Origin of the sequence: Crocinitomix algicola (assembly GCF_001661595.2) — a bacterium.
GTDB classification, from domain to species: Bacteria; Bacteroidota; Bacteroidia; order Flavobacteriales_D; family Crocinitomicaceae; genus Crocinitomix; species Crocinitomix algicola.
Window position 1 is genome coordinate 102425 of record NZ_LYPF02000018.1, and the last position, 13823, is coordinate 116247.

Consider the following 13823-nt stretch of genomic DNA (forward strand, 5'->3'; position numbering starts at 1 on the left):
CGTAAAAATTCGGAGTGCAAAGGTATTAAGTTTTTTTTATTATACAACTTTTGCCTTGTTAATTTTTTGATTTTTCACAAATTACTGTTGAAAATATAAAATGGCATGAAAAGAAGCGGATGAAAAAATCCTCTTTAAAAACACAAAAATAGAACTAAATTAAATAGAGATAAATCAGGATCATTAATATTTATATATTTTTGTTCCTATGGATTATTTATCGACGTTAAATCCTGCACAGCGGGATGCAGTTTTACATACTGAAGGAGCAACAATGGTTATCGCAGGAGCTGGATCAGGTAAAACGAGAGTACTAACATATCGTATAGCGCACATGATTAAAAATGGCGTTGATCCTTTCAACATCCTAGCCTTAACATTTACCAACAAGGCAGCAAAAGAAATGAAGGAACGTATTTCTCAAATAATTGGAGGTAGTGAAGCGAAGAATATTTCCATGGGGACATTTCACTCTGTGTTTGCACGAATTCTTCGACATCACTCTGATAAGTTAGGTTACCCGTCCAATTTTACAATCTATGACACACAAGATTCAAGAAGTTTATTAAAAACGATAATTAAAGAACTTCGGTTAGACGATAAAATGTATAAACCGAATTTAATTTCAGGTAGAATTTCATCAGCGAAAAACAACCTTATCTCAGCGGCAGCCTATGAGGCCAATACTGAAATTGTTGCTGAAGATCGAATGAGCGGTAAACCCCGGCTTTTTGAAGTCTATCGTTTATATGAAAAGCGATGTTTTATGGCTGGTGCGATGGATTTTGATGACCTTCTTTTTAAAACTAACATCCTTTTAAGGGACCATCCCGATGTGTTGCATTACTATCAGCATAAGTTTAAATATATTTTGGTTGATGAGTATCAGGACACCAACTATTCCCAATATTTAATTGTTAAAAAACTCGCTGCCGTCTTCAATAATATATGTGTTGTAGGAGACGATGCTCAAAGTATCTATTCATTTAGAGGAGCAAATATTGAGAACATCTTAAATTTTAAGAATGACTATAAAGATCATCGTATATTCAAACTAGAGCAAAATTATCGCAGCACAAAAACTATAGTTAACGCAGCCAATAGCGTAATAGCTAAAAACAAAGACCAAATCCAAAAGACTGTTTGGACAGACAATAATGAAGGGAATAAGATAAAAGTACTACGCTCCTTAACAGACAATGAAGAAGGTAAAGCGATAAGTAACATGATTTTTGAAACAAAAAATTTGGAACAGGCGGCCAACTCTGATTTTGCCATCTTGTATCGAACTAATGCGCAATCGAGATCATTTGAGGAATCCTTAAGGAAATTAAATTTACCCTATAAAATATACGGAGGCTTATCTTTCTATCAACGTAAAGAGATTAAAGATTTATTAGCCTATTTTAGATTGACTGCAAATCCCACAGATGAAGAAGCCTTAAAAAGGGTAATTAATTACCCCAAACGAGGGATTGGTAAAACTACGATTGAAAAAATTATAATTGCCGCAGTAGAACATGAAACAAGTCTTTGGGAAATTATTACCAATCTGCCAAAATTTAATGTTGGAATTAGCAGTACTGCCAAGCAAAAAATTAATGCTTTTGTGACTTCTATTAACAGTTATGCTGTACAGTTAGAAAAACTTGACGCGTACTCACTTGCCGAGCACATTGCAAAAAACTCCGGAATATTAAGAGACTTGTATGAAGATAAATCGCCGGAGGGTGTGTCCAGACATGAAAACATACAAGCATTACTTTCTGGTATAAAGGAATTTGTTGAATCAACTGATGAGAATGAGACCGCATATTTGAGTGATTTTATGGTTGATGTAGCTTTGTTAACTGATGCAGATCAAGACACAGAAGAAGACAAAGACAAAATTACATTAATGACCATTCACGCTTCAAAAGGACTTGAGTTCCCCTATGTCTATATTGTAGGATTGGAAGAGAACCTATTCCCTTCGCAATTGGCATTAAACTCTAGAACGGAATTAGAAGAAGAGCGGCGGTTATTTTATGTAGCAATTACTAGAGCAGAGAAGCAAGCTACGCTTTCTTATGCGACGAGTCGATTTAGATGGGGAAATATAGTCACAAGTGAACCTAGCCGGTTCATAGAAGAAATTGACAACGAACATTTGGAATTATTGAATATACCAGGCGGACGCAGTTTGGGTGGAGGAAGATCCATGAATCAAGTAAACATGGAAAGAAAAATAGGTTCGAAAAAACAGCCTTTATTTTCAGAAAGGCGAAAACTCACACCTGTCAATCAAGCCAAACCTAAAAAAGCGACCAAGGGTGTAACTGCGAATAACTTAGATTTGAAGGTAGGTAATAATGTAATTCATGAACGATTCGGTAAAGGTAAAGTGGTAGGTTTGGATGGTAATCCACCTTCAAAAGCAACAGTATTCTTTCCGAAAGCTGGAAACAAACAATTATTATTAAAATTCGCGAAACTTGAAATTGTAGACTAGACCAGAAGCCGCATAATTACTTTTGTTCCTTTTGAGGTCCCGTTCTCTTCAAATAGATCTACAATTTCGAATGGATTGAAATTTTGGCTTTGATTGATATTAGCCAATCGTTCTTGTGCCACTTGTAATGCCGTGGATTTATGATAGACATCTTTTTGCGCATTTCTTTTTGCGGAAACCATTCTTCCCACGCCATTATCTTGAACACTGCAAACTAAAACGTTTTCATTCATCCAATCGAAAGAAACAACAATCTTACCTTTTTTACCACTTCCCATTAATCCGTGGATAATAGCATTTTCAACAAATGGTTGAATCATTAATGGCGGTAGTACCTCCTCTTCTGTATCGACTAAATCACCTATTATAAACTCAAGTTCTACGTCAATATTAGATGTTAAACGCTCTAATTGAACATAATTCTTTAACGTCTTCATCTCGTCATCAATGGAAATCAGTTTTTCGCGAGAATTTTCAAGTACTTGACGCATCAATTTTGAAAATTTTGACAAGGCATACCTCGCCTTATCAGAGTCATTTAATATTATTAGGTTATGAATTGAATTGAGAACATTAAATATAAAATGAGGATTCATCTGCAACCTCAATGCTTTTTGTTCTAACTCAAGAAGATTTTTTTCAAGCTTTAACTTCTCGTTTAATTCTTTATTTTTTCGTTTTTGTCTTTTAAATAAGAGCAATATAACTAAGATTAAAATCAATCCTCCAGTGGAGTAATACGCAAATTTAAACCAGAATTTATCCCAATAAGGTTTGTCGATAGTAAAATCTACAGTCAATGGGGTTAATTTCCATTGATCATCCACTGAAGCTTGAACATTAAAAGTATATTTACCAGGTAACAAGTTTGGATAAGTTGCAATATTAACTTTAGTAGCGGGGTTCCAATCAGATTCAACACCATCTAACTTCCAGCGGTACTTGATTCGTTCAGGAAAACTATAATGAATGGCTTTAAAAGAGAAGCTTATATGATTCTCATTATAATTCAAAAGAATTGACTTAATCACCTTACCTTTCTCAAAATTCTTGGCAAATCTGGTATTTTCAATTGATTCAAAAACAATTCGAAAATCACTTAAAGTCAATGTTGGTGGATTTTCACGCAATATATTTGGGCTTAGCCCCTTATACAAATACAAGCCGTCAACTGTACCAGACCAAAAGTTACCTGCTTTATCAAAATGACCTGCATTAATATTTGTTTCAACACCTTCGAATCCTTCTTCATACCCAAAATGCTCTGATTTTTGGATAACATGGCTTGAATCCAACTCCAAACGATCCAACCCTCTCTCTGTTCCCACCCATAATTGGTTTTTATGCAATACCAATTGATACACATTATTCGATGCAATTACTCCAGAGTTGGCAGCGGTGATCCACTTTGTATGGACTAAACTGTCACCTGATATTTTAATTTTAAGAATACCATTATCTTTTGTTCCTAACCAAAAAACACTATCACTTCCAACTATATTCCTAAAGCTAACCTTCGGCTCAAAAAATCGTTTACATTCCTGATTTGAAGAATAAAAGCCATAATCTCCAGCAGCAGTTACATACCACAGGCGGTTATTATTAAAATGCAAATCACCCACTCCTTTAAGATCACCTAATGTTTCATCCTTTAAACGCTTGAAACTAATATTCTGATAATTTTTAGAATTATAATTCATGTAAAAAATTCCATTCTCGGATGAACCGATATAAATACGTTTATTTTTCTGATCTTCAGCGAAACTTCTTATCCAGTTACCATAAAGACCAGCGCTTGCATTAAATTTATATATGGTGTCTTTATTATCAACAGAACTGTAGAGACCTACGCCTTTACCCTCTGTACCCAACCAAATATTTCCTTGACTATCTTCAAAAATTGCTTTGACCTTTTCCGAATAAAACCCATACTCCTCATCAAACAAAACACGCGAAGTATCATTTATTCTCATGACCCCTGTACCCTCCGTTCCGAGCCACAGATTATTTTTAGAATCATTTAATACGGAGAAAACATAATTCCCATTTAAACCAGAAGAACTAGTATATTTTAGGAAAGGGCTATTTTGATAAACTGAAATACCTCCTCCACTAGTCCCAATCCAGATATTACCCCAAACATCAGATTTAATAGTTTTGATATGATTTCCAGATAACCCATTAGATGTCTTAAAATTTCGAAGATCGTCGGTTTCAGCAACATATCTAAAAACTCCTTTGTTTAATGTTCCGATCCATAATTCATTCTGCTTAGAGACATATAACGATAAAATAATTGCATCATTTAAATCTCTGAATTTCTCCTTTTGATAAATTTCATTTTTCTTATAAAAATTAAGCCCACCTCCGTAAGTACCTAATACCCATTCATCATTAAAAACAACAACTTCTTGCACATTATTATGAGACAATCCCTTTCCTTTATTCAATTTACCAAAAACATTGTCGAAACTTATTAAGCCCTTTTCAGTACAGAGCCATAAATTTGATGAGTCAGGGGTAAAAAACTTAAAAATGTTCAGTTGTTTTAGATTCGGATTATCAAGAAAAGGCTCAACCTTATTTTCATTTATAGTTAACAAGCCATCATTACTTGCTAAGTAGATCTGATCATCGAAAAACACTATATCTTGAATGGTTTGATTTGGGTTATCAGAATAATAGTTGCAAACAAAACTACCATCAGAATTAAAGACTGACACCCCTCCTTTTTGTCCAATCCATAGCTGGTTATTAATATTCTCTAAAGAATATATTCTATTTGACAACAAAGAGTCATTTTTAGTGAAATATAGAAACTCTTTACCATCATACCGGCAAAGTCCCCCTCCTTGCGTTCCGATCCAAACTTGATTATCATCATCAAAATCCAAACAAAAAGCCTGAGATTGCGGTAAACCGTTTTGAATAGATAAAAAATTAAAATTATATGCCTGTGCAAATAATTGTGAGGATCCAATTATTATTAGAAAAGAAACAAATAAGCTCTTCAACAAATTAGGCACAAACGGTCGTATAAAAAATGAACGTACTCGGATAATAAAAGTCGTTTTAATTATTAGATTATTTCATTAGATTCGTTTCGAAGTATGTCAATAAAAACATAAAAATCGCATAAGTTTAAACAATCTAAAGATACTATTTGAAACGGATAAAAAAAATAAAAGACGGATTCATGATGTTTATAAAAAAACAGCGCTATCCTATTGCTCTATTCTCTATTATTCTATTCACAACATGGTATTTTTGCCTACCAGACCAATTGTTCGACAAACCTACAAGCACTGTTATTTTGGATCAAGACGGTAATTTATTAGCTGCGAGTATTGCAGAAGACGGTCAATGGAGGTTTCCTCAAAACGATTCTGTACCTTATAAATTTGAAAAAGCTATAATACAATTTGAAGACAGGAATTTCAGGAATCATCTGGGAATTAGCGTTAAAGGAATAGGCAGAGCATTGTATCAAAATTTAAAATCAGGTAAAAAAGTAAGTGGAGGAAGTACTATTACCATGCAAATAATGCGCATGAGCAGAGGAAATAGGTCGAGAACTATTTGGCAAAAAATAATTGAAATGTTCTGGGCGAGTAGAGCAGAATGGCGTTTTAACAAAGATGAATTACTAGCAATATATGCTTCAAATGCGCCCATGGGTGGGAATGTTGTAGGATTAGATGCAGCAGCTTGGAGATATTTTGGGCGATCCGCTAACGAGTTGTCTTGGGCAGAAACTGCGACTCTTGCCGTTTTGCCAAATGCACCATCTCTGATGCATCCTGGAAAAAATAGAGTTGCCCTTAAAGCAAAAAGAAACCGCTTACTCGATAGACTTTATGAGGTTGGAGAAATGGACTCTATCATGTGGGAATTATCGAAGCTTGAACCACTCCCCAGCAAGCCACATCCAATACCTAGAATAGCACCACATTTAATGAATCGTGCAATTGCCGACGGGCTATCTGGTCAGGTAGTTAAAACAACTGTAAACGCAGGTTTACAGGCGCGAATTAATGCAATTTTAAAACATCACCATCGCCAATTATCAGAAAATGAAATTCATAATGCTGCCGTTATGGTAATGGATGTAAAAACAGGTGAGGTTTTAGCCTACAACGGAAACGTTTTAAGCACGGGAACTGAACACAGTAAAGACGTAGATATTATAACAGCTCCAAGATCATCGGGGAGCATATTAAAACCATTTTTATATGCCTCAAACCTTGAAAGTGGTACTATTACACCTAGTATGGCAGTTCAAGATATTCCAACAGTCATGTCAGGTTATTCTCCAAAAAACTATAACTTGAAGTATGACGGCATCGTTCCTATTGACGAAGCTCTATCACGATCATTAAATGTTCCAATGGTTAGATTATTAACCCAGTTTGGAATTGAAAAATTTCACTATACTTTAAAAAAAATTGGCTTTACAACGATTACTAAAAGCCCTAAACATTATGGACTATCGTTAATCTTAGGCGGAGCAGAAGTTAACTTATGGGATTTAGTAAATATCTATGCTAAAATGGCTCGTTGTTTGAATCAATACCCAACTATTGAAAAAGGCGTAAATCGTGATGCAAGTTATTTAAAAAAAGACCACAATTATGAAATGGAACGCCCCATTTTCTCGGCTGCCACTTGCTGGTTCACTTTCAAAGCTATGCGCGAAGTTGAACGACCAGAAGAAGATATAAACTGGGAATTATTCAATACCTCACAAGAAATAGCATGGAAAACAGGAACTAGTTTTGGATTCAGAGATGCTTGGGCCGTGGGTACCAACTCAAAATATGTAGTAGGAGTTTGGGTAGGCAATGCCGATGGAGAAGGAAGACCTGGTCTAATTGGAAGAACAGCTGCTGCCCCCATACTATTTGACGTTTTTTCGAGCTTACCAAAAGCTGAATGGTTTAATCCGCCATTTGACGAATTAGAGCAAGTAAAAATTTGTAGTAAAACTGGTTATCGAGCTAATTCCGCATGCGAGCAAATCAATCTATCCTATGTACCCAAATCGTCATTAAAAACTAAAGAATGTATCTATCATAAATTCATTCATCTGGACAGTACAAAAAAGTATCAAGTCAATGCATCCTGCTACCCATTATCTAACGCAATAAAAACACCTTGGTTTAAACTTCCTGCTATTGCCGAATTTTATTATAAGAATCACGATCCCAACTTCAAAAAACCCCCAAGCTATTTCCCAGGGTGTAGCGGAAAAAATGACAATGAAGAACTAGCAATCCTTTACCCCAAATCTAATAGTACGATTTTTATACCTTTAAATTTTGAAGAGGAAAATGAATCTATTTTCTTTGAAGCTACTTTAGTGAATAGTGCTCACACTTTATACTGGCATTTAGATGAAAATTTCATTGGTCAAACTAATAAAATTCATCAAATAGAATTTAAGCCAACAACCGGAAAACACCGATTAATGATAATTGATGAAAAAGGTAATCAAACGCATGTTGATTTTGAAGTGGTTGTAAGTAATAACTAAACATAGATTAAAGCCGAAGCATACGCCTGTATGCCATCACCATTTCCTACAAACCCCATTTTTTCTCCTCTCGTAGCCTTTATAGAAATCCTGTCAATATCTACCTGCAAAAGCTCTGCAATCACATTTTGCATCGCAGGAATATGGGGGTTAACTTTTGGCGCCTCAAGTAAGACCGTGCAGTCAATATTTCCAACTTTATACCCTTTATCTTTAATTAATTTATACGATTCTTTTAGGAGCTTCTTACTATCTGCACCTTTATATCGTGGATCAGTATCTGGAAAATGAAATCCAATGTCTCTCAAGTTTGCCGCACCTAGAATAGCATCACATATTGCATGGAGCAATACATCGGCATCAGAATGTCCAAGCGCACCAAATTCGGAATCAAATTTCACCCCTCCAATAATTAGATCACGGCCAGGTACAAGTTGGTGAATATCTACACCAAAGCCAATTCGAATATTAGGCATCGAACTATTCTCCAGCTGCATTATTTAATTTATTGTTACCAAATTTAAATTTAAGCGAGAATCTGACAGTATTAGAAAGCGGATTATTTCTTCGAAGAGCTGCTAAGTATGAAACGTCAATACCAAAAACGCTATAATATAAACCTGCTCCAAATGTAAAATATTTACGATTTCCTTTAGCTCTATGCTCATAAAAGTAACCTCCTCTTAATGCGAGTACATCACCATACCAATACTCTAGACCACCTCCAATATTTATTTCATTTAATTCTTCTTTTAATCGGCTGCCACTTTGTACTTCAAAATCACCATTATCATCTTCAATTACATTACCTGGAGCATCATAAAATGACTGCAACATCCCTAATGTTACCCCGACGTTGTTTTCATATCCCGACAAAATTTCGCCATCTCCATTTCTTCTTGGCAATGTTGGCACAAGAAGTTTATTAAAGTCTACTGTTGTTGTTAATGAGTTATAGTCATCAAAAATAAACTTCATTGCTGACCCCAGTCTTAAGTTGGTGGGTAAAAAATCCCTATCTGCTTCATCGGTGTAAGACATTTTATTTCCAATATTAGAGATTGTCGCACCCCAAGAGAAAACAGCATCATAATCAGCCACATCAACATCTTCATTGACATAAGAATATGACAAGTCAACCGCTCCTGCCAACCCAGCTTTTGTCGCTGTATTACCAGAATTTACACCACCAGTTAAGTTCGAGTAAATAAATTTACCATTAAAACCTATTGCACTTCGATCAGACATTTGAAAGGCATAACCTCCGAGTATTTCAAATTCATTTGGACTAAATTCGCGAATTAAATTTCCTTGATTATCTGTAAATGTGATGTTACCAAGTGAAAAGTATCGCATCGAACCTCCAAAGGTATGGTTTTTACCAACTTTTGTATACCCGCTAATGTACGAGAGGTGAATATCATCAACAAGTTGCTTTAACCAAGGAGAATAAGACACCCCAAATTCAGCTTTCTCTTTGGAAAAAGCCAATTTTGCTGTATTCCAATGAAAAGAATTTGCATCAGCGCTAGTCGCAGCACCGGCATCACCAATAGCACTTGCACGTGAGTCGGGAGCGATAATCGCGAATGGAACAGCAGTGGTTATCGTGTTTAGTTGGATAGGAAATTCATCTCCATCCTTAGACACATTTTGCGCATTTACACCGGTTACAAATAGCAGCGATGCGATATAAGCTATACTTTTTTTCATTTAAAAATAATCTGTTGTAAATATTTCAGTTCAATTTCATCAAGCCTAAAGCTCTGTTCTGCCGCCTCAAACTGACTGAATCTCTATACTTGACCCAAATATACGTATTAATCAAAGCTTTATTGTAAACGAATATAAAATTTCGTTGAATCTATTTTTAAAATCGTTCAATTGCCGTCTAGAGCAAAACTAACTTCTCAATTTTTTCAGCCTTTTTACCCTCCTCTGTTTCAATAGATAAACGATAAACGTAAACTCCACGACCTAAACGATCTCCAAAATCATCTCTTCCATCCCAATTAATACCGTCACTTCTGAAACCTTGCGAATGAACAGTTTGAAGAATTGTTTTGACTAATTTTCCTGAAACTGTAAAAATTTCAACCTTTACATCCAAAGAATTACAAACTTGGTTATGTTCGAAGTAAAAATCGGTATTGGTTGTAAATGGGTTTGGATAATTTAACAAATGTGAAATCCCTATTTCCTCTTCATTATGTACCACAAATTCCAAAGTAGATTCTGATGAGTTATTGTTTACGTCCCACACTTTAAAAGTAATTGTATGTGAACCTTCCTCTAGTTCAGACAGTTGATAATTAACTTTACCACTTTGATAGGTATCCAAATCGGCTTCATAAAAATTGTTCAGCACAATTGGATCTGACGTGTTCCCGTCCAATATCAAAGTAATATCATGACCAATTCCATTGCCCGTTGTATTGACACCATTTTCATCAGAAATATGAGCTATAAAAAGTGGATTTTTATTGGTCATCCCACCATTCACAAAGTGCTCATCGTTCATATACAATTCAATCTCCGGACCAATTTCATCATCAAGACCATCTGGATTGACACCTCCTACAACTATAGATGTATCATATCCGTAATTATTCTCATTTTCAGTATTCCCGTAATAGCTTATTTTTCCTTTGCCGTAAGCATAATCAATGTCCTTTGGTACAACAAAAGTAAACTCAAACTCACCGTTGGTAACCGTGGATTTTCCTTTATAAATTATATTGTTTTGAGTTTCAAATGGTAAAACCGGAGACTCAGGATCTTGCCCTAAAGAATAGCGTGTTTTCCATTTATCATAAACGGTAGGTGTTACATACCCGTTATAACTATTTAACAACTCACCCATTTCATTTTCAAGGTGACCTTTCACTGTAATTTTTGAAAGCGCCTTAATGGAATCTGTTTCCATTGTGATGCTGACTCCATTAATACTATCGGTTACAATTCGTGGTTTTGGTTTACCTAACTCCATAGCCGGATCACCTAAAAGCGTAAAATTTCTCATATTCTGATCGCCAGCCGTCAAATTCTTTGTTCGTCTGATAATTTCACCTAATGTTAGCGCCTTTCCATCTTCTTCCTTAAACAATTGGGTGTACATATTTCTAACCATCGTTGTATTCGTCCCAATATTCACCAAACGCGTAGTTGTCAATAATCCAACGGCACCTCCATAAGGTGTTGTTAAAGTAAATTCACCAGCTGATACTCGAGCTGGGTCATCAAACCGACTAAATTCACAAGTAGCAGAAATGAAGACTGTCATGTTATTAACATTGGCCCAATTTTGGATCATTGGAATGGTTACCACACGCTCATGAGCCAAACCTGTTTCACCACCATGTCCAACATAATTAAAAACAAGTGCACCTTTGTTCATATTTTGATTAATTGCTTCTTCTACATCGGGGTATCGTCCACCTCCTGAAGTAACAATTTGTTTATAAGCATCCAAATACACCTTTACAATATTCATTTCAGGAAAATATTTTTCAGTTGTATCACTCATCGACTCACAATCTAAAATAAATTGACCAGAATCTTCGTCATCCGCCATTAACACCAGTCGATTTCTCCAATCACCAAATGTTGAAGCATAACCATCGTCACCGCATTGAACCCCATCAGCATTAGAATATAACATAGAACCATAGTTCATGTAATGATCTATTTTATCGACAACTTGCTCTGCACTATTGACATCTGAAACCGGTATACGACCAACTCCTATATCGATTAAATCAGAAGACGACATACTTTCATTATCATCTAAAATACCAAAGAAATCATCGGATGTAAATGCACTTGAATAGAATTGATTTCCGTCTTCTACACTATTATATGTTGGTAATAAATAATTATTATCATCTAGACGATTTAATGGGTCATAAGAACCATCACCAAATAAACATAAATATTTTATTGAATTTTCAGGATCTAAATCAGACCTGTCGTAAAACATCTTCGCCATCCATCTCACAGCAACTGGATCAGAAACTCCACCACTGAACTCATTGTAGACTTTTTGGATATCTACAACATGTACCGTAGTGCCAAAATTTCGATGAATATCAGCTAAACGATCAGCCTGTGCTCTTAAACTTTCATGCGTAATAATTAAATAATCTACTTGTGGTAATGCATGTAAATTTTGATTTGGAATCTTGCCTAAGTACTTTCCTGACAAAATAGGAGTTTTTCCTTGGCTGGAATTATACGCTAGAAAGGCCCTTAACGAATCAGCGTTCATCTTAAATTCGTAGTTTGATCCGCTAAGCGAACCATTTACTAGGGAAATATTAGCTGGGTCGGTAATTTCCCAAACTCGTGTATTGGAATTGGCATTTGAAATGCTATACTTTGCTACCTCCCCTAACCCTACAGACTGCATATCCCTTATAATCAACGCATCGCTACCCATCCTAAGATGTCTTCTATAGTTAAAAAGAAGATAATTCACCCATGCTTCACCAGAAGGAGATGTTCGATAAAATTCAACTTCTACATTAAAACTTGAACTTGCTGAAGTAAACGTTGAAGCCGTAGCATTCCTTTTCGCTATTGTCGAAGCACCATTGGCTAAAATTTCAATATCATCAACAACCCCTCCATTTACTTTAATTGTTGCCCCACCCGTTCCAGACAACATCGATGAATAAATTTCTGCCTCCAAAAACACAGGCTCACTTGTCACTCTATTCTCAACATTCAAACTAAAAGAAGTCGTAAGTTCAGAACCTTCTAAATTTTCTCCGAACCATGCATCACCAGAATGCAATAGATTTTCCTCATTCTTTTCGTGTAAAGAATAGCCGTTATAAGTGGTTACATTTTTTGTTTCCGGATTGGGTGATTGTGATACTGAAGAAATTCTCTTGGGCGAATCTGAAGGGTCAATGTGAATAAAATAATAGGTCAATGAATCTATTTTATTCTTTCGAGCATTAAAATCAAAAGTATTCGCAAAGACATTATCAGGTCCTTTAGCATAAAACAATACATAGTCACTTGCATCAAATGACAGGTCAGCCTCACCCGAAATCAAAATGGCATTTTTTAGCAAATCATCTGGTCTATAAGCCGCGTTATTATGGGACAATTCAGTTTGATGATTCCCATAAATATTTATACTTTTCGGATTAATAGATTCAACAGGAATTCCAAGCGAACTTAAGTTAATGTATGTTAATTTATACAAACCATCTGAAGGAATTCCAATTTTATACCAGTCCCCAGAAGCCAATACGGAAGAACTTGCAAATTCAACTTCTCTTGAATCTCCACCATTAACAGTAGAAGCATTAACCTTAATTGACAATTCTTTAATTAGTTCAACGCCACCATTCCTTTGAACTAAGGGTTGGTATCGCACTGAAAGAAAATTCTCTCCTCTACTCTTCCCAAAATTAACTTCCAAATCCAACTCTTTAGGCAACAAAGACTTGTCGTAACGAGCCGGCAAATCAATTGTTTGATAAATAACATCTTCTACTTCATATGTGAATTCATTATCACCACGCAAGCCTATATTTTTAGTAATTGTTGTAAAAACTTCGGCTGTAATTGAATTATAATCACATGGAGCGCAAGTACTTGACTGAGCATCCCATGAAGTTGAAAACACAAACTCTTTAGTTTGAGCACCGATAAAAAAGCTTGACATTAAGATACTTAGCACTAAAAACAATGATTTATTGTAGATTACTTCCTTCATAATTATAAAATGTGATGCCAAATTTGTTTTAAAAACGAACTAAAATAATTATTATTGCAAACCTTGTT

General features: G+C 35.3%; 6 protein-coding genes. 2 read left to right on the top strand and 4 right to left on the bottom strand.

Annotated elements, in window-relative coordinates:
• The first annotated feature begins 208 nt into the window (after positions 1–208).
• Positions 209–2491 (top strand): ATP-dependent helicase, encoded by a 2283-nt coding sequence (locus tag A8143_RS12150; protein ID WP_066759109.1) that lies wholly within the window; start codon positions 209–211, stop codon positions 2489–2491.
• On the opposite strand, the gene A8143_RS12155 is transcribed toward A8143_RS12150, so the two are convergent.
• Complete coding sequence (locus tag A8143_RS12155) at positions 2488–5517, bottom strand: two-component regulator propeller domain-containing protein (protein ID WP_083261362.1); 3030 nt, start codon at positions 5515–5517, stop codon at positions 2488–2490. The two genes, A8143_RS12150 and A8143_RS12155, sit on opposite strands and share 4 nt — an antisense overlap.
• Before the next feature lie 170 nt (positions 5518–5687).
• Here A8143_RS12155 and pbpC point away from each other — a divergent pair, with 170 nt between their 5' ends.
• Complete coding sequence (pbpC, locus tag A8143_RS12160) at positions 5688–8024, top strand: penicillin-binding protein 1C (protein ID WP_083261363.1); 2337 nt, start codon at positions 5688–5690, stop codon at positions 8022–8024.
• Here the strand turns inward: pbpC and ispF are convergent.
• The 3 genes from ispF to porU form a co-directional block, all read right to left on the bottom strand.
• Positions 8021–8521, bottom strand: a complete 501-nt coding sequence (gene ispF, locus A8143_RS12165) for a 2-C-methyl-D-erythritol 2,4-cyclodiphosphate synthase (RefSeq protein WP_245676507.1) — start codon at positions 8519–8521, stop codon at positions 8021–8023. The two genes, pbpC and ispF, sit on opposite strands and share 4 nt — an antisense overlap.
• Positions 8505–9737 carry a type IX secretion system outer membrane channel protein PorV gene (porV, locus tag A8143_RS12170; protein WP_066759112.1) on the bottom strand — a complete coding sequence of 411 codons (1233 nt, stop codon included), beginning with the start codon at positions 9735–9737 and terminating at the stop codon, positions 8505–8507. The genes ispF and porV overlap by 17 nt, the downstream gene beginning before the upstream one ends.
• 178 nt (positions 9738–9915) lie before the next feature.
• Positions 9916–13755, bottom strand: a complete 3840-nt coding sequence (porU, locus tag A8143_RS12175) for a type IX secretion system sortase PorU (protein WP_083261364.1) — start codon at positions 13753–13755, stop codon at positions 9916–9918.
• Between the last annotated feature and the right edge of the window lie 68 nt (positions 13756–13823).